Annotated in this window: 18 protein-coding genes, 2 tRNA genes, 2 rRNA genes and 2 riboswitches; of the genes, 3 read left to right on the top strand and 19 right to left on the bottom strand. The window is 48.3% G+C overall.

Features of this window, described 5'->3' with window-relative positions; translation table 11 throughout:
• Nucleotides 1-47 precede the first annotated feature (47 nt).
• The 7 genes from tatC to rmuC all read right to left on the bottom strand — a co-directional run bounded on the left by tatC (nt 48) and on the right by rmuC (nt 6125).
• The gene (tatC, locus tag OCU77_RS16890) at nt 48-791 is read right to left on the bottom strand and encodes a Sec-independent protein translocase subunit TatC (RefSeq protein WP_048899985.1); all 744 of its coding nucleotides are present in this window, start codon (nt 789-791) and stop codon (nt 48-50) included.
• Between the two features lie 11 nt (nt 792-802).
• On the bottom strand, nt 803-1144 hold the full coding sequence (tatB, locus tag OCU77_RS16895; RefSeq protein WP_048899984.1) for a Sec-independent protein translocase protein TatB: 342 nt from the start codon (nt 1142-1144) through the stop codon (nt 803-805).
• A gap of 3 nt (nt 1145-1147) precedes the next feature.
• Nucleotides 1148-1405 carry a Sec-independent protein translocase subunit TatA gene (gene tatA, locus OCU77_RS16900; RefSeq protein WP_048899983.1) on the bottom strand — a complete coding sequence of 86 codons (258 nt, stop codon included), beginning with the start codon at nt 1403-1405 and terminating at the stop codon, nt 1148-1150.
• Nucleotides 1406-1470: 65 nt separating this feature from the next.
• A complete protein-coding gene (gene ubiB, locus OCU77_RS16905; protein ID WP_048900051.1) occupies nt 1471-3105 on the bottom strand; it encodes a ubiquinone biosynthesis regulatory protein kinase UbiB in 1635 nt (544 codons plus the stop codon).
• Between the two features lie 6 nt (nt 3106-3111).
• The gene (locus tag OCU77_RS16910) at nt 3112-3717 is read right to left on the bottom strand and encodes a ubiquinone biosynthesis accessory factor UbiJ (protein ID WP_048899982.1); all 606 of its coding nucleotides are present in this window, start codon (nt 3715-3717) and stop codon (nt 3112-3114) included.
• Nucleotides 3718-3724: 7 nt separating this feature from the next.
• Entirely contained in the window at nt 3725-4480 is a 756-nt protein-coding gene (ubiE, locus tag OCU77_RS16915) for a bifunctional demethylmenaquinone methyltransferase/2-methoxy-6-polyprenyl-1,4-benzoquinol methylase UbiE (RefSeq protein WP_048899981.1), read from the bottom strand.
• An 88-nt stretch (nt 4481-4568) separates the two neighbouring features.
• A complete protein-coding gene (gene rmuC / locus OCU77_RS16920) occupies nt 4569-6125 on the bottom strand; it encodes a DNA recombination protein RmuC (protein WP_048899980.1) in 1557 nt (518 codons plus the stop codon).
• 270 nt (nt 6126-6395) lie between these two features.
• Here rmuC and OCU77_RS16925 point away from each other — a divergent pair, with 270 nt between their 5' ends.
• Nucleotides 6396-7301, top strand: a complete 906-nt coding sequence (locus tag OCU77_RS16925) for a DMT family transporter (protein WP_048899979.1) — start codon at nt 6396-6398, stop codon at nt 7299-7301.
• A 113-nt stretch (nt 7302-7414) separates the two neighbouring features.
• On the opposite strand, the gene OCU77_RS16930 is transcribed toward OCU77_RS16925, so the two are convergent.
• Nucleotides 7415-8614: a multidrug effflux MFS transporter gene (locus OCU77_RS16930; RefSeq protein ID WP_048899978.1), complete on the bottom strand. Its 1200-nt coding sequence runs from the start codon at nt 8612-8614 to the stop codon at nt 7415-7417.
• Between the two features lie 117 nt (nt 8615-8731).
• Here OCU77_RS16930 and OCU77_RS16935 point away from each other — a divergent pair, with 117 nt between their 5' ends.
• Nucleotides 8732-9682, top strand: a complete 951-nt coding sequence (locus tag OCU77_RS16935; protein ID WP_048899977.1) for a LysR substrate-binding domain-containing protein — start codon at nt 8732-8734, stop codon at nt 9680-9682.
• Nucleotides 9683-9791: 109 nt separating this feature from the next.
• Complete coding sequence (locus OCU77_RS16940; RefSeq protein WP_107303095.1) at nt 9792-11579, top strand: aminopeptidase P family protein; 1788 nt, start codon at nt 9792-9794, stop codon at nt 11577-11579.
• 88 nt (nt 11580-11667) lie between these two features.
• Here OCU77_RS16940 and thiH read toward each other — a convergent pair whose 3' ends face one another.
• The 11 genes from thiH to OCU77_RS16995 all read right to left on the bottom strand — a co-directional run bounded on the left by thiH (nt 11668) and on the right by OCU77_RS16995 (nt 23391).
• A complete protein-coding gene (gene thiH, locus OCU77_RS16945) occupies nt 11668-12780 on the bottom strand; it encodes a 2-iminoacetate synthase ThiH (protein ID WP_048899976.1) in 1113 nt (370 codons plus the stop codon).
• 9 nt (nt 12781-12789) lie between these two features.
• Nucleotides 12790-13560, bottom strand: a complete 771-nt coding sequence (locus OCU77_RS16950; protein ID WP_048899975.1) for a thiazole synthase — start codon at nt 13558-13560, stop codon at nt 12790-12792.
• A 2-nt stretch (nt 13561-13562) separates the two neighbouring features.
• Complete coding sequence (gene thiS, locus OCU77_RS16955; RefSeq protein ID WP_048899974.1) at nt 13563-13784, bottom strand: sulfur carrier protein ThiS; 222 nt, start codon at nt 13782-13784, stop codon at nt 13563-13565.
• On the bottom strand, nt 13771-14547 hold the full coding sequence (locus OCU77_RS16960; RefSeq protein ID WP_048899973.1) for a HesA/MoeB/ThiF family protein: 777 nt from the start codon (nt 14545-14547) through the stop codon (nt 13771-13773). Before OCU77_RS16960 ends, thiS begins: the two co-directional genes overlap by 14 nt.
• A 1-nt stretch (nt 14548) precedes the next feature.
• On the bottom strand, nt 14549-15763 hold the full coding sequence (gene thiE, locus OCU77_RS16965) for a thiamine phosphate synthase (RefSeq protein ID WP_048899972.1): 1215 nt from the start codon (nt 15761-15763) through the stop codon (nt 14549-14551).
• Nucleotides 15763-17685, bottom strand: coding sequence for a phosphomethylpyrimidine synthase ThiC (gene thiC, locus OCU77_RS16970; RefSeq protein ID WP_107303094.1), 1923 nt, complete (start codon nt 17683-17685; stop codon nt 15763-15765). Before thiC ends, thiE begins: the two co-directional genes overlap by 1 nt.
• Nucleotides 17686-17820: 135 nt before the next feature.
• Nucleotides 17821-17918, bottom strand: a riboswitch (TPP riboswitch).
• A 101-nt stretch (nt 17919-18019) separates the two neighbouring features.
• Complete coding sequence (locus OCU77_RS16975; RefSeq protein ID WP_107303093.1) at nt 18020-19390, bottom strand: voltage-gated chloride channel family protein; 1371 nt, start codon at nt 19388-19390, stop codon at nt 18020-18022.
• Nucleotides 19391-19474: 84 nt separating this feature from the next.
• Nucleotides 19475-19539, bottom strand: a riboswitch (Fluoride riboswitch).
• A gap of 460 nt (nt 19540-19999) precedes the next feature.
• Nucleotides 20000-20076, bottom strand: a tRNA-Trp gene (locus OCU77_RS16980).
• 37 nt (nt 20077-20113) lie between these two features.
• Nucleotides 20114-20190 (bottom strand) — tRNA-Asp (locus OCU77_RS16985).
• 66 nt (nt 20191-20256) lie between these two features.
• Nucleotides 20257-20372: ribosomal RNA gene (rrf, locus tag OCU77_RS16990) — 5S ribosomal RNA — on the bottom strand.
• A 127-nt stretch (nt 20373-20499) separates the two neighbouring features.
• A 23S ribosomal RNA gene (locus OCU77_RS16995) occupies nt 20500-23391 on the bottom strand.
• Nucleotides 23392-23467 lie beyond the last annotated feature (76 nt).

Genomic DNA, 23467 nt, shown 5'->3' on the forward strand with positions numbered 1-23467 from the left:
AAACAAAAAACCGGCCTACAAAGCCGGTTTTTTCACTGTCGCTATTATCACTCTTCTTCCGCTTCATCATCCTTACGGACATAAAAGCGCGCGAAGAATAAACCGACCTCAAACAAAATACACATCGGCACTGCGAGCAGTGTTTGCGAAATAATGTCTGGTGGTGTCAGCATCATACCCACAACAAACGCCGCTACAATAATATACGGTCGTTTTTGGCGTAAGCTCTCTGGATCGGTTGCTCCTGTCCAACAAAGCAAAATAATCGCAACAGGTACCTCAAACGCAATCCCAAATGCCATAAATAGAGCGAGGATAAAGTCGAGATAACTGGCGATGTCCGTTGCCACTTGCACCCCTTCAGGCGCAATGCTGGTAAAGAAACCAAACACCAAAGGAAATACCACAAAGTACGCAAACGCCACTCCTGAATAAAACAGCAGTGAACTTGAGAACAATAATGGCATGATCAGCTTACGCTCATGCTTGTACAAGCCAGGCGCAATAAAGCCCCATACTTGGTACAAAATCATAGGCACAGCAACAAACACCGAGGCGACTAAGGTAAGTTTTATCGGAGTAAAGAAGGGGGACGCCACATCTGTGGCAATCATGCTGGCACCTTCAGGTAGTTTTTCTACCAAAGGCGCCGACAAGAAAGCATAGATGTCGTTGGCGAACCACACTAAACCCAGAAATACCACCAGCACACTCAGTAGCGAACGCAATAGTCTGTTTCGCAACTCTAGCAAATGGCTAAAGAGAGGTTGCGTCTCTTCGACTGTCGACATAGTGATCTAATCTACTCCTGCTTTTGAGAAGTCGTGGCTGAGGATTGCTCGCTTTTTTTCTCGGCATAAGGACGCTGCACATCTGATGCGGCTTTTTTAAGCTCATCAACAGAATCACGCAGTTCAGGCGATAAGTCCTGCATCCCCATTTGCTCGGCTTTTTTTAGATTTTCTTGCAGCTCTTGAATCTTTAATTCTTGAGACAATTCATCTTTGACCGAATTTGCCATATTACGAGCAGCACCTACCCAACGCGAAACAGAACGAATCGCGACTGGCAGACGCTCCGGCCCCAGTACGACTAACCCCACAACGGAGATTAGTATTAACTCCCAGAACCCGATATCAAACACGTATTAAACCTGCTCTTTGTCTTTTTGGTCTTTCTGGCCAGGTTGAACTTGCTCGCCTTCTTTTTCAGACAGTTGCTTCTGATCGAAATCAGCATCGTTGTCTTTCTTAGCAGCAGCTTGCTCGTCATCGCCGATCGCTTTTTTGAAACCCTTCACCGCTGAGCCTAAATCACCACCCAGTGTACGAAGTTTCTTGGTTCCGAATAAAAGAACAATGATCAGTGCAATGATTAATAATTGCCAAATACTGATACCACCCATGCTTGTTATACCTCAGCTCTTTGTGGTTAAAACCGTAAAGTTAATATTGCAACGTACTCTCACCGCTATTTGCGGCAAGCTCGCCACCCTAGTAACCAAAACGTGACGCCCATTGCAGCAGAGACTGCCGGATAGGTTTCAACATGATTACTAAAAAGTATGGCAGAACATACAACCAAAGTTGCACCAATGCCAAAATGGAATCTTGCTTGGCCTTGATTGCGACGGCTCTCCATGAAATTGTCATAGAGTTTATCCATTCGCTGATTCATCGCTTTGCCTTGGCGCAAACTGTCGTAAAGTAATTCAGGTAATTCGGGTAATTTTTCAGCCCAAAATGGTGCTTTACTCTTTACAGCTTCCACGATGGCTTGCGGGCCAACTTGACGCGACATCCAATCTTCAAGGAAAGGCTTAGCGGTATCCCACAGATCTAATTGTGGGTACAGCTGTCGACCGAGTCCTTCAACATACAGCAGTGTTTTCTGCAGCAAGACGAGCTGTGGCTGCACTTCCATATTAAATCGACGCGCGGTATTAAATAAATTCAGCAGTACGTGACCAAATGAGATTTCACAAATAGGCTTCTCAAAAATAGGCTCACATACGGTTCGAATCGCAACTTCAAATTCATCAACATTCGTATCTGGCGGTACCCACCCTGAATCCACATGTAATTCCGCCACTTTACGGTAATCTCGGTGGAAAAAGGCCAGTAAGTTTTCGGCCAAATAACGCTTATCTTCACGGTTAAGTGTGCCAACAATCCCGCAATCTAATGCGATCCACTGCGGGTTTTCCGGTCGTTCGTACGACACAAAAATATTCCCTGGGTGCATGTCAGCATGAAAGAAGCTATCACGAAATACTTGGGTAAAGAAGACTGTGACTGCATTTTCTGACAGTAACTTAAGATCAGTGCCATTCGCTTTCAGCGCATCAATATCCGAGACTTGGATACCATAGATGCGCTCCATGACAAGTAATCGCTCGCTACTGTAATCGGTGAACATTTCTGGCACATACAGCATCTCGCTGTCATCGAAGTTACGGCGCAGCTGAATACTGTTGGCCGCTTCACGCATCAAATTCAGTTCATCGAGCAAGGTCTTCTCGTACTCACGCACCACCTCAGTCGGACGCAAGCGACGTGCTTCAGGCAGGATATTAGACACTATGCCCGCCATGCGGTACATCAGTTTAATATCTGCTTGGATCACTGGCAGGATATCTGGGCGAATCACCTTAAGTACGACTTCGCGACCATTTTCCTTCAACACAGCTGTATGCACTTGGGCAATAGACGCCGATGCCAATGGCACCTCATCGAAGTCGTCAAACCATTGCTCTAATGGTCCACCCAAAGATTCTTCCATGTGCTGCTTTGCCAAGCGACCATCAAAGGGTTCTACTTGGTCTTGCAGTAATGCAAGCTGATCGGCGATATGCGGTGGAAACAAATCACGACGGGTCGACATCATCTGACCCAGCTTAATCCACACCGGACCTAGTTCTTGCAACGCCAAGCGTAAGCGCTCACCCAAGGGTTTATCCGCATGCTGATTCTTAACCCAAAAAAGGGATTTTCGAGCCAGTTTCGGTAATTTTACGCGCGGGTCATCGGGTAAAAAATCGTCGAGACCATAACGAAGCTTCACTTCGATAATTTGGTATAGACGTTTTAATTCGGAGTAAGTCATCATGGCTTAGCAACGCTCTAACAGCTGGTTAATGCGCGCTTCTAAACGAGCAACATCGGTTTTTACATCATCAACTTGATCGGCAAAATAGGCGATTTCTAGCGCTTGCGGCGCCAGCTTCCACTCTTCGGTGATCACTTCCGCTAAATCACGCTGTCGACGGGCAATGCCACGCTGGACAAAGCTTAACCCTGTTTTGGCACCTTGGACCAAGGTATGAGCGACCACGTCACCCGTATACTGAGACAGCTTCTCTTCAACATCAGGCTTTAAACCACTCAATAAAGAAGAAAACTGTTGCGCCAACTGAATATCACCGTCCAGTGATAACTTGTCAGCTTTGATCAGCTGCGTCAGGTTAGCCTGTTGGCGCAATTCTGGTAATACACTTAGATTTAAGGCGAGCTGGCAATCCACCTCACCTTCAAACGCACCCAATACATCCAGCTGCTGACTGAAGACAAAGTACAGTGTTTTACCCATTTCATTTATGGTTACACTGATCACTTTGCCACGTAAACGGGCTAAGCGACGCTGCGATTCCGCATCGTCATTCAGGAGTGTATTGAGCGAGGTTTCAACCACGCCAGTAACAAATACATCAATTGGCATAGGGGCCTCAGAACTTGTAACCACGGTGAAGTGCAACAATACCACCCGTAAGGTTATAGTAATTTGTTTGCTCAAAACCGGCTTCTTGCATCATACCTTCCAAGGTTTCTTGGTTCGGGTGCATGCGAATTGATTCCGCGAGGTAACGGTAACTTTCAGCATCGTTCGCAATAATTTCACCCATTTTCGGCAACAAGTGGAAAGAGTATGCATCATAAACTTTTGATAGCGGCTCTAGCACAGGTTTAGAAAATTCCAATACCAGTAAACGGCCGCCCGGCTTCAGTACGCGATACATAGAGCGTAACGCTTTATCTTTGTCGGTTACATTACGTAGGCAGAAGCTGATTGTGATGCAATCAAAGTAGTCATCAGGAAATGGCAGCTCTTCTGCGTTCGCTTGAACATAACCCACGTTACCCACAATGCCGCTGTCACGCAGCTTACTACGTCCAACTTTCAGCATTGAGTTGTTGATATCTGCCAAAACAACCTGACCTGTCTCACCGACAATGCGAGAGAATTTGGCGGTTAAATCACCAGTACCACCACCAAGGTCTAGCACACGATGGCCACGACGTACGCCGCTGCAATCAATCGTAAAGCGTTTCCAAACACGGTGGATACCCATAGACATCATATCGTTCATGATGTCGTATTTTGCGGCTACCGAGTGGAAAACCTCTGCGACCATGTTAGCTTTTTCTTCCTTGGCGACAGTGCGGAAGCCAAAGTGGGTTGTATCTTGTGTGGTGTCCGTCATGCTATTTCCGTCATGCTGATAGTGGTGTAAACAACTGGCCTAGTTTACTTGATGGTCGCTGTTTGCTCAAAGTTATGTCGCAATTCATTTACAACAATGCGCGTGGTGCGGGTGCAAGGGTCTCGTTTTGCTGAGTACTAGCAGAATCCCGCTGAACATGACTATCATCTAACGGCTGTGCTTTTTCAGCAAGCACTGGATTAATATCGCGCTTCACTTCCACACCCAAAGATTTAAAGCTTTCAGCCTGACGGATCACATTACCACGCCCTGTGGACAGCTTATTCATTGCGCCTTGGTAGCTCTGATTGGCTTTATCCAATGACGCGCCAACCCCTTCCATATCGGTGACAAATAAACGTAACTTGTCGTACAGTTTACTGGCACGCTCAGCGATTTCTTTGGCATTATGATTTTGGCGTTCATTACGCCATAAGTTGTTGATAGTGCGCAATGCCACCAAGAGGGTAGTTGGACTGACGAGCATGATATTTTGATCCATGGCATCGCGGATCAGTGATGGGTCAGCTTCAATCGCGGCTTGAAAAGCGGGCTCCACCGGAATGAACATCAAGACATAATCCAAACTATGGACGCCATGCAATTGGTGGTAATCCTTCCGGCTTAATCCTCGAATATGGCTACGAATCGAGGCAGTATGCTCACTCATCGCCAATTCACGTTCAGCGATGGTTTCAGCATTAAAGTAACGCTCGTAGGCCACCAGCGACATTTTAGCATCAATGACTACGTCTTTATCTTGCGGCAAATGCACCACCACATCAGGCTGATAACGCTTGCCGTCTTCATTTTCGAGGCTGATCTGAGTTTGGTATTCATGCCCTTCACGTAAACCTGACTCGTTCAAAACTCGCGCCAGCACGACTTCCCCCCAGTTACCTTGCGCTTTATTGTCGCCTTTTAGCGCTTGGGTTAAATTAACAGCCTCTTGCGCCATCTGTTCGTTCAATTGCTTAAGGTTATTAATCTCGTGTACTAGGGTATGACGCTCACGCGCTTCAGCACTAAAACTGTCGTTAACCTGCTTTTTAAAGCCTTCCAATTGAGCTCGTAGTGGATAAAGAATGCTTTCGAGGCTTTGTTTGTTTTGTTCATCAACCGTACGCGTCTTTTGTTCAAACATTCGGTTGGCCAGGCTTTCGAACTGAATACGCAGTCGCTCTTCAGCATTTTCCAGTAAGGCTATTTTCTCTTCCGCGGCTTTTTGCTCTTCAAAATGACGGGCTTCTTGCTCGCGTAAATCCCCTTCTAGCCCCGCATTTGCACCACGGGCGTTTTCGAGTTGCTCAGTCAGGTACTGCTTTTCATTTTTAAGCGCCTCGAAATGACGCATTTTTTCCAATGCCGCCGCCAAGCGGGCATGCATCTGGCGTAACTCATGACTTAAACGGTCGCGATCGACATCCGTTTCATCCAGCTCTTGGCTACGTTCATCCAATTGTTGTTGAATTTGCTGTTCACGGGTCTCGGCTAAACGCAGATCAGCCGCACGCTGCTGTTGCCACAGTGCAATTTGCTGTTTGTGTTTACCATTCAACCACAGTGCTGTGACAACGCTGGCTAATGTTGCCCCTGTTGCGGCAGCAACCGCGAATAGTAAGTCGCCGCTAAGCCACTCCGTCATGATGTTTAACCCTGAAAAATACCAATAATTTCTGATTTAAGGCTAAGTGGATACTGGATAAATGTCCAGCATTTAAAGTGGCATCCCTTGGCGGCTCAACGATGATAAAGCGAACGAAAAAGGAAATGTAGAATGGAGTGCGCTAAGCATCACAGCCTGAAGTTTTCCCCTCTAGTCGCCTGAAATACAATCGCATAGACTGTCACTCATCCCTTACTGGCATTAACTTCGTGCCACAAGAATAACGCGCTGACGTAAACAAGGACGACAATGAACGAACGTTATGCCCTCGGCTATGGCATGGCCGCGGTGTTGCTCTGGTCAACAGTGGCAACGGCTTTTAAAATCACTCTCGATTATTTTACCCCTATTCAGATGGTGGTTGCTGCCAGTGTGGTCTCAGCGGCTGCCCTCACAGGCATCGCTTACTGGCAAGGTAAGCTGCACTTACTAGGGCGAACTTTCGCTGCCCGCCCCTTCTATTATTTATGCTTAGGTTTAATCAACCCCTTTGCTTACTATGTAGTGTTATTTAAAGCCTACGAACTGCTCCCCGCATCACAAGCTCAACCCCTCAATTACAGCTGGGCGATCACGCTGACCTTGATGGCCGCCGTTTTTCTGGGACAAAAGATCCGTAAGCAAGACTGGGCAGCCTGTGCCCTTGGGTATTTAGGTGTCATCGTGATAGCCACTAAAGGGGACGTACTGGCATTACAGTTTGAGAGCCCAACAGGAGTGGCGTTGGCCTTATTATCAACACTGCTCTGGGCGATGTATTGGATCCTCAATACCAAAAACCAAGCCGATCCTGTACTCGGTGTGTTACTTGGCTTTTTAGTCTCACTGCCACTTTCCATCAGTCTCAGCCTCTACAGTGGCGAATGGCCGTCCATCCCATGGCAGGGGTGGCTCGCGGTAAGCTATGTCGGTTTATTTGAGATGGGGATTACATTTGTACTTTGGATCAGTGCGCTAAAACTCACTCAAAACACCGCCAAGATCAGTAATCTGATTTTCATTTCACCCTTTATTTCACTGATGCTATTAGCGACTATCATTGGCGAGGAAATCCACCCATCAACCTTAGTGGGTTTAGTTTTGATTGTGTGCGGCTTAGTGATTCAGCAGATAAAAGGGAAAAGCACTCAAAAATCGATGGCTGACAACACCTAATCGATAAGCATAAAAAAGCCTGTCACACAGGTGACAGGCGAAAGAATATTAGGGTTGTCGAGACCCTGCGCCTTTAAGGAGCCAAGCGTCTAGTTATAAAGGATTAAAAATCCTTAAGCAGCACAAGGAGCGTGCCATTTTCGGCCTATCTTAGACCATAAAATCAGTAAACCTGGTACCACCAGCCACATCTGTAGCGTCATCAGGACTGGCGGGGTTAAGTCTAAACGTTGCATCAAACTCACCATCAAACCAGCCCCACTCATTTGGAATAAGCCCAATAATGCAGCAGCTGTCCCTGCACGGTCGCCAAATGGGGCAAGGGCTTTACCTGCCGCCGAACCCAGTACAAAGGCAAAGCCGATTGACGACATAAAGATCGGCACCATAAACGCCCACGCTTCAAATAACCCGCTAAATGCAAGCATGGTCGCACCAGAAATCACCAGCATTACCAGGCCAGTATTCAGGGTTTGGCGAGAACCAAAGCGATCCATAAATTTAGGCGCAGCCATGCATGCCGCAATATTCAATACCGCATTAAGACCAAACCAGTAAGTAAACTGACCCATGTCTAAACCCATATTCATCATTAGCCATACCGGTGCTGATGTGACATATGCCAAAATCACCGCCATCGCGAGCATGCACAAAATGGCATGGAATAAGAATACAGGCTCACGCAATACTGACATGTAGCGCTCAAAGCTGATCAAAGAACCCGCGGTATTGGTTTCTGCTGGGCGGGTTTCTTTAAAGCCCACCGCAATCAAGCTACCAGCCACCAAGGCAAAACCCACCATAAAGCTAAAGTTTGAACGCCAGCCAAATTCATGGGTTAACCATGCGCCCATTAACGGTGCCAGTGCAGGAATAAAGCAAATCGCACCATTGAGGTAACTGATCATGCGACCACTACGTTCAGGGCCAAAACTATCCCGTACTGCGGCAAACGCAGCAACCGATGTTGCACAGGCACCAAAGCCTTGGGCTAAGCGGGCAAACAATAAGAGATCAAGCGATTGCGCCATGTAAGCCATTGCTGAACTTACGGCATAGAGAGTAATGCCTCCAAGGGCGATCGGGCGGCGACCGTAGCGATCCGCTAATGGTCCGGCCAATAGCTGGCCAAGGCCAAGACTAAACATAAAGAGTGTCACTGTGTCTTGGACACGGGTGGTATCAACCGCAAACGTCTCTGCCATAGCTGGCAAAGCAGGTAAATAAAGGTCGATGGCTAATGGGCTAAATAGCACCAATACCACCATCAGGGCTACAAGGCGTGTGCCTGCCGCAGTTGATTCTGGTTTCATGTTGGTTTCCTAGTAGATAGTGGCAGCACTATAAGCGGTTAGAGATATGAATTGAAATGGTTTATATTCAGGTTAGATTTTCCATTTGGGAATATCACAACACAGTAAGAGGTTGCCGTGTCATTTACCAAATTATCACGCCTCGATTTAAACCTATTGGTTTGCCTACATGTTCTCATGGAAGAGTGTAGCGTGACGCAAGCCGCCAAGCGGTTGAACTTGAGCCAATCCGCCGTCAGCAAAAGCTTAACGCGATTACGTGAGCAATTTGATGACCCTCTTTTTGTGCGTAGCGCCCACGGTTTAGTACCGACTCCCCGGGTACGTGCTCTGCAACCTTGCTTAGAGCAGTTACTGCGCGATATTGAACACATAACAGCACCGCCTGAATTTAGCCCTGCCACCAGCGATCGTCACTTTCGCATGGCATTGGTTGAAAGTGCCTACCCGCTATTTTTACCGCAGTTTTTGGGGGATATTTTCAGCGAAGGGCCAAACATTATTTTGGATACCCAAGCTTGGGAGCCCAACACGTTCGATAAGCTGCACAGCGGTGAAATCGACTTTGGCATCACAGGCAAAGATCTTAACCCTAAAGATGCCATGCTGACACTCATGCCTCCCAAAGGAATTATCTTTCAAGAACTTTGCCGTGACACACAACGCTGCATTGTTCGTAAAGGTCACCCGGTGCTGAATCAAAAGTGGGACCAGGATAATTATTTACGCCAACGTCATATTCAGGTGCGCTGTGGCCGTGATGATCGTTGGTTACTCGACTATAAGCTGGCAGAGCTTGGACTCAACCGTGATATTGCCATGTACGTTCCAGACTTTAATAGCGCCGCGAGTTTATGTACCCATACCGACTTGGTGTTTACCGCCCCGAGCCACTTTGCAAACCACATTGCCGCCCAGCTGAACTTGGTGGTCTTGCCTCTGCCTTGCAAACTTCCTGCCATGGCATACACCCTTTTTTGGCATCAACACCAAGAAAGCGATCCAGGCCATGCTTGGCTCAAAAATTTGATCATCAGCCGTTGCCGCGGAATTGCAGCCAACAGTTAAAAGCGCTACCGTAGCTAGACTTACCTCGCATAATGCACGGTGATTATGTTGGCAGGTTAAGGATTATTCCGTCAGCAAGGACGGTGACAACCATTAAGGAACAACAAACATGCAAGCAGTTATCTCACAACGTGTGGAGCAGATCCGTCAGTGGCTGGCTGAAAACCAGTATGACGCCTTGCTTATTCCTCATGAAGACGAATACCTCGGTGAATACATTCCCGCTCATAATGAACGCCTACATTGGGCGACGGGCTTTACAGGTTCAGCAGGGATGGCGGTGATCACCCAAGACAAAGCCGCGGTATTTGTAGATGGTCGCTACGTGGTTCAGGTACGCAAACAAGTACCGGGCGATGTATTTGAATATCGTCACCTGATCGACGAGCCGCCGATCTCATGGGCACAAGAGAACTTAACTGCTGGCAGTAAAGTCGCGGTTGATGCCCGCTTGCACAGCTCAGCATGGTTAGCACGTACCTGCGAAAATGTTGCTGATAAACTGAATGTAATCAGTATCGATACTAACCCTATCGATACCCTGTGGCACGATCGCCCAGCACCAACGCTTTCTAATGCGAAACTGATGGGATTAGACTTTGTCGGCCAATCAAGCGCAGACAAGCGTGCACTGATTGCTGCTGAGTTGAAAAAACAAGAGGCGGAAGCTGCCCTACTCACCCAACTCGATAGCATCGCTTGGCTACTGAATGTTCGTGGTAGCGACGTACCTAGCCTACCAATCTTGCTATCAACGGCGATTATCCATGCCGATGCGAGTGTCGACTTCTACATTGACCCGAGCCGCTTACCAGAAGACTTTGCCGCCCATGTCGGCGAAGGCGTACGTGTTGAAGCACCAGAAGCACTGGAAGCAGGCTTGCAAGCTCTCACTGCACGTAAGGTATTGGTCGATCCAGCCACCAGCAATGCATGGGCGAGCCAAGTACTACTGGCATCAGGCGCTGAATTGATAGATGCCGCAGACCCTTGCTTATTACCCAAAGCAGCAAAAAACCCAACTGAAATAGCGGGCATGAAAGCCTGTCATATCCGCGATGGCGTAGCGATCACTAAATTCCTCGCTTGGGTTGACCGTCAAGTTGCAGCTGGCAACCTGCTTGATGAAGGCACATTGTCAGATCGTTTATGGCAATTCCGCATTGAAGACAGTAGCTGTACCGATGTTAGCTTTGATACCATTTCTGCCGCTGGCGGTAACGCGGCGATGTGTCACTACAACCACCAGAACCAACCGCAACCAAGCGTTTTGGAAATGGACAATGTGTACTTGGTGGATTCAGGCGGCCAATACCCAGACGGCACGACCGATATCACCCGCACCATAGCGATTGGCCAGCCAAGCGATGAAGTCAAAACCGCGTTTACCTTGGTATTAAAAGGCCATATTGCACTCGCGTCAGCACGCTTCCCGAAAGGCACAACGGGCTCCCAATTGGATGCGCTGGCACGCCAACACCTATGGGCACATGGCTTCGATTATGACCACGGTACGGGCCATGGTGTCGGCCACTTCTTGAGTGTTCACGAAGGACCGCAGCGTATCGCAAAAGTGCACAACCCAACCGCCCTACTTGCCGGTATGGTGTTATCCAACGAACCTGGTTACTACCGCGCCGATGCTTTTGGTATTCGCATCGAAAACCTTGAGCTGGTCGTTGAAGTACCAACCCAAGGCGACATGACAGTCCTTGGGTTTGAGTCACTGACCCGCGCCCCTATCGATCAGCGCTTAATTGATATCAGCCTAATGAATGATGTGGAACTTGCTTGGCTAAACAAGTATCACCAAACGGTATTGGATGTATTACGCCCATCGTTCGAGGGTGAAGATTTAGCCTGGCTTGAGCAAGCAACAAAACCACTCAACCGCTAATACAGACACACCTAACCAAATAAAACGCCCGGTTGTTTCTATCAACAATCGGGCGTTTCTCTTTTATGAATCCAAGCGCTGAACCATACTAGCCAGAGTATGCGTGATGCCAATCTTTCCACACCACTTCAAAGCCATGTCGCTTCACGGCATCAGCAACAGCCGCTACCGAACGCTCATCACTGATCGCAAACTGCTCAAGCTCAGGCTCATCATCGGCATAGCCCCCAGGTTGCGTTTTCGATCCCGCCGACATACTGGTGATCCCCAGCGGTAACACATTATCACGAAAATCAGGTGCTTCTCGGGTCGACAGTGACAACTCGACTTCAGGGTTAAACAAACGATAGGCACAGATAAGCTGCACCAACTGACGATCACTCATCACAGATTTCGGCTGTAAGCCTCCTTCACACGGGCGCAACCGCGGAAACGAAATCGAATAACGGGTTTGCCAGTAAGTCCGCTCAAGGTAATCCAAATGATTGGCCACAAAGAAGCAATCTGTCCGCCACTCTTCAAGCCCAATCAAGGCGCCAATCCCTATCTTATCAATGCCCGCTCTTGCCAATCGATCGGGTGTTGCTAAGCGGTACTCAAAATCCATTTTATTGCCACGAAGGTGGTGCTGCGCATAAGTGGAGGCACTGTAGGTTTCTTGGTACACCATCACCGCATCCAACCCTAAGGTCTTTAGTTCCGCATACTCATGCAGATCCAGCGGCTGCACCTCCATCGCCAAGTAACTAAATTGCTGTTTAATCGGTGGCAGAGCGTCACGAAAGTACTCCATGCCCACTTTACGTTCATGCTCACCTGTAACTAATAGCACGCTATCAAAATGCATCGCCTTGATAGCCTGACACTCACGTTCAATTTCAGCTGTGTTCAGCGTACGGCGCTTAATACGGTTTTCCATCGAAAAGCCACAATAGGTACAGGCATTGGCGCACAGATTCGATAAATACAAAGGCACATAAAATGCCATCGTATGACCAAAGCGTTTCCGTGTTAACGCCGCCGACTGTTGCGCCATTTGCTCTAAATACGGTTCTGCCGCAGGTGAAATTAAGGCTTTAAAATCTTCCAAGTCGCGCTTCGATTTACGCAATGCGCGCTCAACATCTGCCGCGGTTTTGCTGTAGATAGAAAGACGAACGTCGTCCCAACTCAGTTGCTTCCACACATCAACATAGCTCATGATGTTTCCCTACGCGCTGTGGTCAAGAAACGCCGTTAACGGACTAGAGGCGATCGCATGATTCACTGTTCCCGCTAAGCCCGCCTCATACGCCATACGGCCACTTTCTACTGCCAATTTAAACGCGCATCCCATTGCAATCGGATCCGCCGCAGCAGCAATCGCCGTGTTAACCAAGACCGCATCAGCCCCCATCTCCATCGCTTCGGCTGCGTGTGATGGCGCACCAATTCCCGCATCGACAATCACAGGTACACGCGCTTGGTCGATGATGATTTCAAGGAAATCACGTGATGCCAAACCTTTATTCGAACCAATCGGGGCACCGAGTGGCATCACAGCGGCGCAACCGACTTCTTCTAAACGCTTACACAACACAGGATCTGCGTGGCAATATGGCAACACAATGAAGCCCTCGCGCACCAAGGTTTCTGCGGCCGCTAAGGTTTCAATCGGGTCTGGCATTAAGTATTTAGGGTCTGGGTGAATTTCCAACTTCAGCCAGTTGGTACCTAAGGCTTCACGCGCCAACTTAGCCGCAAAAATGGCTTCTTTGGCATTCTTAGCACCCGAGGTATTAGGCAATAAATTCACGCCCGCTTTGACTAATGGCGCGAGAATGTCATCGTCGCGGTTATCAATGTCGACCCGCTTCAATGCCATAGTCACAAGTTCAGACTCGGTCGCAATGATCGATTTTGCCATCGTTTGGCTATTGGCATATTTACCTGTTCCCGTGAACAGGCGTGAAGAAAATGTTTTATCCGCAATAGTTAACATTATTAACCTCCAGCAATCGCTTGAAATAGGGCAATACGATCACCACCACTGAGTAAAGTTGAATCCCACTGGTGGCGCGGCACAATGTCATCATTTACCGCAACAGCCGTGGCCTTTAATGGCATATCAAGCTGCATTAACAAGGTTGATAGGGTCATGGCGGGCGGGCAAGTCATCGGCTTGTCATTCACTGAGACCTGAATTTCGGTATTATTGATTGTCATGTTTCTCTCCTGTGCCACAGACAGGACAACACTTATCCTGGGCGACATTAAATTTTTGCCATGTCATGGTTAACCCATCAAATTGCTGCAAAGTGGCAAAACCAACCTGACCAGCACCGGTAAGCACCTTGATGGTCTCGAGTGCTTGCAAGGTACCTACCACGCCCACAACCGGGCCTGCAATGCCTGAATTACTGCAGTTCATCGCAGGGGACTTTGCTTCTGGATCGTACGGAAAGAGGCAGTGGTAACAAGGACCTGAACCATGACGAAAATCAAACGCCATCAACTGACCTTGCCATCTGATTGCCGCGCCAGCGATCAAGATTTTTCTGGCCTTAAAACACGCTTGATTCACAGCATGACGTGTTGGCAAGTTATCGGAGCAATCGAGTACCACATCTGCAAGTTCCACTTCCATCGTTAAACGCTGATCCGCTAGGCGCGCTTTTACGGCTCGTACTCGAATATGCGGGTTCAAGGCACGTACCTGCTCCGCGGCCATTTCAGCTTTGCTTAACCCTTGATGTCGATCGCGATAGATGATCTGGCGCTGAAGGTTAGAGCTATCGACCTCATCATCATCTGCAATCACCAAGGTACCGATACCAGCACCGGCTAAATACAATGCCGCCGATGACCCAAGTCCACCGGCACCCACCATCAATACCTTTGCATTTGCTAACCGCGTCTGACCATTTTCACCAATTTCAGGCAACATAATTTGGCGGTTATAGCGTAAAAACTCTTGGTCACTCAGCATATTATCGAACCAACAATTGATTAAAGGCGTCTACCGCTGCGCCAGTATCTGCAGCTTGCGTCACCGCACGTACGACAGCAACACTGCTCACACCCGTCCGCCACACAGATCCCGCACGAGAAAGGTCAATCCCGCCAATGGCCACTGTCGGAAAATCTTGGCCTATGAGCTGTTGATATAACGCTAATCGGCTCAGTCCTTGTGGTTTCGATGGCATATCTTTAGTGGTGGTAGGAAAAATATGACCGAGTGCGATATAACTCGGCGAAAACTCAGCCGCTCGTAATATTTCATAATAGCCATGGGTTGAAAGGCCTAAGCGCAAGCCTGCCTGCTGGATCTGAGTTAGATCCGCCGTCTCCAGATCTTCTTGACCGAGGTGAATCCCATACGCCTGATGATCAATTGCAAGCTGCCAGTAATCATTCACAAACACTTGCGCCTGATGGGCATCACCCGCCGCGATAATTTGTGCAATTTGCGCTTCAAGTGCAGGGTCTTGAGGATCTTTAATTCTCAACTGCGTGGTTTTCACGCCAAGCTCCAGTAAGCGCTCAACCCACTCTGCCGAGTCCACCACAGGGTACAACGCCAGGTGTTCAGCATCCGTTGCAGCAAAAGGGGCAACCGCAACCTCTTTACTTTGCCAACCCAATGTCATGATCTCAGGATGATTTGCCGTCATTGGACGAGGGAACACCTCACGTGTCAGTGGCCACTGCTTATTATCATGTAACTGAACATAACGCGCATATGCACGCGCCAAGGTCACCGCATCTTCGACCGGGTAATCCAATGCCAATGCTGCCAGCAACATGGCACGCACAGCTTCTGTATCGCCAGCCTGATGGCAGTACACAGCTCGCGCTTCACCATGATGGTGCCAGATATCAAACACCCCACCTTGAACAGGGAAACCACACACAATCAAAGCGGGATTAGCGGCAACTAGGCGTTGAATGGCTGCAACATCAGTGCTCTCACTCCAGTGATCACACACGACAAAATGACTTTCTATTTGTGCCATATCGGTAGGAACAGCTTGAGCAAAGCTCAAGCTGAACGAACGAGAGTCAACGCATATGTCTACCACATCAGATTGCTGAACAGTCACAGTCACCGCTTCACCCAATTGATATTGAGCGGCTTGAGCCAGCAAAGGCTCGATATGGGTAAGCAATGGCTTTAAGCGTTCAGGTAAACAGATTGCACTCATTAATCTTCCTCTTTCACGGGATGGTATAGTTCACTTCCTGTTGAGCGGAATTCATCTGCTTTTTGGCGCATGCCTTCAAGCGGATCATCAAGCAATTTAATGGCAAGATCGCCGCTCTTTTCCAAATTGCTTGCGTAATCTCGAACTTCTTGTGAGATCTTCATTGAACAGAATTTAGGACCACACATAGAGCAGAAGTGAGCAACCTTGCCGGACTCTTGCGGCAAAGTTTCATCGTGGTATGCACGAGCAGTGATAGGGTCAAGACTCAAATTAAATTGATCTTCCCAACGAAATTCAAAGCGGGCTTTTGATAAGGCATTATCGCGGACTTGCGCACCAGGATGACCCTTCGCAAGATCAGCCGCATGAGCACATAACTTATAGGTAATCAGACCCACTTTAACGTCTTCTTTATTCGGTAAGCCAAGATGTTCTTTAGGGGTAACGTAACAAAGCATGGCACAGCCATACCAACCTATCATGGCGGCGCCAATACCCGAGGTAATGTGATCGTAACCGGGTGCAATATCAGTAGTCAGCGGGCCTAATGTATAGAAAGGGGCTTCATGGCAGTGCTTAAGTTGCTCTTCCATGTTTTCTTTAATCATATGCATTGGCACATGCCCAGGGCCTTCGATCATCACCTGAACATCGTATTCCCAAGCGACTTTCGTTAATTCACCTAGGGTACGTAGCTCACTAAATTGCGCTTCATCATTAGCATCGGCCACAGAACCAGGACGAAGGCCATCGCCTAACGAGAGTGAAATATCGTACTTGGCACAAATCTCACAGATCTCACGAAAATGAAGGTACAAGAAACTTTCTTCGTGGTGAGCCAGACACCACTTCGCCATGATAGAGCCACCGCGAGACACTATGCCAGTCACGCGTTTTGCCGTCATAGGCACATAGCGCAGCAATACACCCGCATGGATAGTAAAGTAATCAACCCCTTGCTCCGCTTGTTCTAGTAACGTATCTCTGAAAACGTCCCAAGTGAGGTTTTCGGCGATGCCATTCACTTTTTCAAGTGCTTGGTACATAGGTACTGTACCGATCGGAACTGGACTATTGCGAATGATCCACTCACGTGTTTCGTGGATATTACGCCCTGTCGATAAATCCATCACAGTATCGCCGCCCCAACGAGTCGACCACACTAACTTCTCAACTTCCTCCTCTATGGAGGAACTCACTGAGGAGTTACCAATATTGGCGTTCACTTTAACTAAGAAATTACGGCCAATGATCATTGGCTCTGATTCTGGGTGGTTAATATTGGCAGGAATAATTGCTCGACCTTCAGCAATTTCTTTGCGAACGAACTCGGCTGAAATTTCTTCTGGTAGATTAGCACCAAAATTCATACCGGGGTGCTGATGGTTCAAGACCTCGTCACGGTATTTTGCACGCCCCATGTTCTCGCGAATGGCGATATATTCCATTTCAGGCGTTATCACACCTTGGCGCGCATAATGGAGCTGAGTAACGCATGCCCCCTCTTTCGCACGACGAATACGTGCTCGCTCACCAAAACGAAGCTCATCTAAGCTGTCATCAGCAAGGCGCTCTTTAGAGTAAGCGGAACTCAGATCATCAAGCAGCTCGGTGTCATTACGTTCAGTAATCCAAACCTCTCGCACCTTTGGTAATCCCGCGTAGATATCAATATCTTGCTCAGGATCGGTGTAGAAACCTGAAGTGTCGTAAACACGAATCGCTTCATTAGGCTCTAAGATAGGCTGATCTTTAGTACCACCCACTAAGCTATCGGCCAGTGCAATTTCTCGCATGGGTACTTGGATATCAGGGCGGCTACCTTCAACATAGACCTTCTGGGAGTTAGGGTATGGTTGGGCAGTAAGTGAATCTATAAATTGTTTAGCTTCCAGTCTCGCTTGTTTGCGAATCGACATAGCAAAATCCTTACGGTTCCATGGTTGGGATATTTGCTTGGCGGATTGGTGCATAAACAAGAGGCGTACACGTAGGGTGTGCAGCATCATCTGATAGCTTAACAGCGACGAAAAGATATATTAGTGCCGTTAAACAGAAGATTTTCTCTTGTTCCCTTCGCAGGTATTAGCCTGATCAGGTTCTACGGATCCCGCAATGCGGTCTCAGCCAAATGGCACTCCGACAAGTTTCAGCAAGGAGTATAGGGAAGGGAAGAAAGCGCAGCAAGGGCGAAACCAATAAATCTGGTCTAAGCAGTACAAAAAAGAAAGGCTGCCAAAGCAGCCTTATCCATTATTTTGAAAATTTCTTTACCAGCGCTTTCAATAGCGATGAATGCGTTTCTCTCAACTCACCGAGCTTATGAGTAATTTTCGGTGCACCTTCATCATCAAAAAGTTTTGGTACAGCAACACGTTGCGATGAGTAGATCCCAGTATGACCACTAAAGTAATATGCGGTATAGCAAGCAATAGCGAAATACAACATATGGTCAGCACCAAACAACTCCACGCCCATAATGGTACAAGCCAAAGGTGTATTCGTCGCTGCGGCAAAAACAGCTAAAAAGCCCAATGCTGCAAATAAATCAACAGGCGCTCCCATTACCCAAGCCATGGTGTTACCTAATGTCGCACCGACAAAAAAGAGCGGAGTGACTTCTCCCCCTTTGTATCCTGCCGCTAAGGTAATTGCCGTTAGTAATAATTTTAGAGCCCAGCTATACCATTCAGCCCCACCGTCGGTGAAGGCACTCAATATACTGACACCGCCTTCACGCGTACTGTAAACACCTAACCCGATATAATCATAGTTACCAATCCAATGTGTTATTCCAATCACCATCAAGCCACCCGTGACTACAATGACGTAAGGGTTTTTTAATGTAGCTTTGAAAATATCTTTAAATGCATGGGTTAACTCACCAAATAAATAACCCGCTAAGCCAAAAGCAATAGACGCAAAGACTATCTTCACCATCAGCCAAACATCGACTTTTAGCACATGATCGAAGATCGTAATATTTTCGAGGAAATCAATACGGTAATGCGTATGATGCGCACCTAAAGCCGTACATACAAGATCCGCCAGAATGGCAGCAAATAAGGCAGGAATAATCGCGTCATAACGCAAGCGACCAATAGCTAAGACTTCCAACGCAAAGATAGCGCCGGTTAGCGGAGTTCCAAATACGGCGCCAAACCCCGCAGCAACCCCCGCGATTAATATGAGCCGAGTATCCGCCTCGTTAAGTTTAAAAACACGCGCTAACCAGTGGGTTGTTGCGCCACCAATTTGCACCGCTGTACCTTCACGGCCCGCCGAACCACCAAACAAGTGTGTAATTACCGTCGTAATTAATACCAATGGTCCCATGCGAGTGGGAATACCAGCACCAGGTTGATGTATCTCATCCATGATCAGATTATTGCCGCCCTCTGAGTTTTTACCCAGATTTCGATAGCAATAGACAATCACAATACCTGCGAGAGGTAACAAATAAATCAGCCATGGGTTATCAACACGTATCGTTGTCGCTGTGCTTAGGATCCATAAAAAGAACGCATTCAACGAGCCGACCAAAATAGCGACAGGTGTAATAAGAAGAGTCCAGCGAACAATCTGGATCAGTATTTTGGGGTTTGCACTTAGAGGATGAGCCATACTGTCTCTATTTATCTCTTAAATGAATTTCTAAGGATAGACAATATGATAGACAAATACCCCACCATAGATAGATCTATCCTAACTATAGTAGGAGTCATTATCTCAGTGTGAGCGGTTAAAGGTGGAACTCCATCACCCGTGATCGGCTAGATAAGCCATCAGCAAGCAAATCCTACCCTTACACAGAAAAAATAACAAGATGAAAACCAGCTTTCCAGTTCCAGTATTTCTGCTCACGCCATAAAGATGGCAGGGGTGGAGAGAGCCAAACACCCAACACGCGCTGATTGTCGGTAGCGGTGAATCCGCTACACCAGAAACGAAAAAGGCTCCAGCATTTCTGCTAGAGCCTTAAAGATGGCAGGGGTGGAGAGAGCCGAACGCCCAACACGCGCTGATTGTCGGTAGCGGTGAATCCGCTGCTTGAACACTAAACACCAGAAACGAAAAAGGCTCCAGCATTTCTGCTAGCGCCTTAAAGATGGCAGGGGTAGAGAGAGCCGAACGCCCAACATGCGCTGATTGTCGGTAGCGGTGAATCCGCTGCTTGAACACTAAACACCAGAAACGAAAAAGGCTCCAGCATTTCTGCTAGAGCCTTAAAGATGGCAGGGGTGGAGAGATTCGAACTCCCAACACGCGGATTTGGAATCCGCTGCTCTGCCAATTGGAGCTACACCCCTATTAGTTATTTTAAAGACTTAACTCTGTCTGAATAAGTGGCGGAGCGGACGGGACTCGAACCCGCGACCCCCGGCGTGACAGGCCGGTATTCTAACCAACTGAACTACCGCTCCACACGGTGATAAACAGTCAACTGTCTATCCGATACACGTCGTTCAATACGTATATCTAAATTTGAAGCCTGGCGATGACCTACTCTCACATGGGGAGACCCCACACTACCATCGGCGCTATTACGTTTCACTACTGAGTTCGGCATGGGATCAGGTGGGTCCATAATGCTATGGTCGCCAAGCAAATTCGGGTTATTTACCGCCATCAGGCGATAAATACAATCTGGGAAAATCTAACTAGCGTTTACAATTTCGTTCAAACACGTCATTCAAGTGCTCATGGAGTCCGTAAAACCCCTTGGGTGTTGTATGGTTAAGCCTCACGGGCAATTAGTACAGGTTAGCTCAATGCCTCGCAGCACTTACACACCCTGCCTATCAACGTCGTAGTCTTCGACAACCCTTTAGAGACCTTAAAGGTCTAGAGATGACTCATCTTGAGGCTCGCTTCGCGCTTAGATGCTTTCAGCGCTTATCGATTCCGAACGTAGCTACCGGGCAATGCGATTGGCATCACAACCCGAACACCAGCGGTTCGTCCACTCCGGTCCTCTCGTACTAGGAGCAGCCCCTCTCAATCATCTAACGCCCACGGCAGATAGGGACCGAACTGTCTCACGACGTTCTAAACCCAGCTCGCGTACCACTTTAAATGGCGAACAGCCATACCCTTGGGACCGACTTCAGCCCCAGGATGTGATGAGCCGACATCGAGGTGCCAAACACCGCCGTCGATATGAACTCTTGGGCGGTATCAGCCTGTTATCCCCGGAGTACCTTTTATCCGTTGAGCGATGGCCCTTCCATTCAGAACCACCGGATCACTATGACCTGCTTTCGCACCTGCTCGAATTGTCATTCTCGCAGTCAAGCGGGCTTATGCCATTGCACTAACCTCACGATGTCCGACCGTGATTAGCCCACCTTCGTGCTCCTCCGTTACTCTTTGGGAGGAGACCGCCCCAGTCAAACTACCCACCAGGCACTGTCCGCACCCCCGATAAGGGGGCGACGTTAGAACATCAAGCATACAAGGGTGGTATTTCAAGATTGCCTCCACCCCATCTAGCGACGAGGTTTCAAAGGCTCCCACCTATCCTACACATGTAGGGTCAATGTTCAGTGCCAAGCTGTAGTAAAGGTTCACGGGGTCTTTCCGTCTAGCCGCGGGTACACAGCATCTTCACTGCGATTTCAATTTCACTGAGTCTCGGGTGGAGACAGCGTGGCCATCATTACGCCATTCGTGCAGGTCGGAACTTACCCGACAAGGAATTTCGCTACCTTAGGACCGTTATAGTTACGGCCGCCGTTTACCGGGGCTTCGATCAAGAGCTTCGACCGAAGTCTAACCCCATCAATTAACCTTCCGGCACCGGGCAGGCGTCACACCGTATACGTCATCTTTCGATTTTGCACAGTGCTGTGTTTTTAATAAACAGTTGCAGCCACCTGGTATCTGCGACTCCCTACAGCTTAGAGAGCAAGTCTCATCACCGTGAGGAGCGTACCTTCTCCCGAAGTTACGGTACCATTTTGCCTAGTTCCTTCACCCGAGTTCTCTCAAGCGCCTTGGTATTCTCTACCTGATCACCTGTGTCGGTTTGGAGTACGATTACGTATAACCTATCGCTTAGAGGCTTTTCCCGGAAGCATGGCATCAATGACTTCATCACCGTAGTGACTCGACATCAGGTCTCAGCCTTAAGATAGTCCGGATTTGCCTAAACTATCAGCCTACACCCTTGAACTTGGACGACCGTCGCCAAGCCCACCTAGCCTTCTCCGTCCCCCCATCGCAGTTATAAGCAGTACAGGAATATTAACCTGTTTCCCATCGACTACGCCTTTCGGCCTCGCCTTAGGGGTCGACTTACCCTGCCCCGATTAACGTTGGACAGGAACCCTTGATCTTCCGGCGAGGGAGTTTTTCACTCCCTTTATCGTTACTCATGTCAGCATTCGCACTTCTGATACCTCCAGCAGCCCTTACAGACCACCTTCAACGGCTTACAGAACGCTCCCCTACCCAATATGACAAGTCATATTGCCGCAGCTTCGGTGTATAGCTTAGCCCCGTTAAATCTTCCGCGCAGGCCGACTCGACCAGTGAGCTATTACGCTTTCTTTAAATGATGGCTGCTTCTAAGCCAACATCCTGGCTGTCTGAGCCTTCCCACATCGTTTCCCACTTAGCTATAACTTTGGGACCTTAGCTGGCGGTCTGGGTTGTTTCCCTCTCCACGACGGACGTTAGCACCCGCCGTGTGTCTCCCGGATAGTACTTACTGGTATTCGGAGTTTGCAAAGGGTTGGTAAGTCGGGATGACCCCCTAGCCTTAACAGTGCTCTACCCCCAGTAGTATTCGTCCGAGGCGCTACCTAAATAGCTTTCGGGGAGAACCAGCTATCTCCAGGTTTGATTGGCCTTTCACCCCTAGCCACAAGTCATCCGCTAATTTTTCAACATTAGTCGGTTCGGTCCTCCAGTAAGTGTTACCTCACCTTCAACCTGCCCATGGCTAGATCACCTGGTTTCGGGTCTAATCCTAGCAACTATGACGCCCAGTTAAGACTCGGTTTCCCTACGGCTCCCCTAAACGGTTAACCTTGCTACTAAAATTAAGTCGCTGACCCATTATACAAAAGGTACGCAGTCACCCAACAAGTGGGCTCCTACTGCTTGTACGTACACGGTTTCAGGTTCTATTTCACTCCCCTCACAGGGGTTCTTTTCGCCTTTCCCTCACGGTACTGGTTCACTATCGGTCAGTCAGGAGTATTTAGCCTTGGAGGATGGTCCCCCCATGTTCAAACAGGATATCACGTGTCCCGTCCTACTCGTTTTCACTTGTAATGCGTTGTCGGTTACGGGGCTATCACCCTGTATCGCCAAGCTTTCCAGCTTGTTCACCTAACGCAAGACTAGCTTAAGGGCTAATCCGATTTCGCTCGCCGCTACTGTCGGAATCTCGGTTGATTTCTCTTCCTCGGGGTACTTAGATGTTTCAGTTCCCCCGGTTCGCCTCGTTACGCTATGTATTCACGTAACGATAACTGCTTATGCAGTTGGGTTTCCCCATTCGGAAATCCCAGTCTCAAGTGATTTTTACTATCTAAACTGGGCTTATCGCAAGTTAATACGTCCTTCATCGCCTCTGACTGCCAAGGCATCCACCGTGTACGCTTAGTCACTTAACCATACAACCCCAAGGGGTCTGTATGTTCAAACAACCAAGGTTTGTGTGTCTGATAAGGACACAAATTGGTTTTTCGC

Origin of the sequence: Photobacterium swingsii (assembly GCF_024346715.1) — a bacterium.
Classification (GTDB): domain Bacteria; phylum Pseudomonadota; class Gammaproteobacteria; order Enterobacterales; family Vibrionaceae; genus Photobacterium; species Photobacterium swingsii.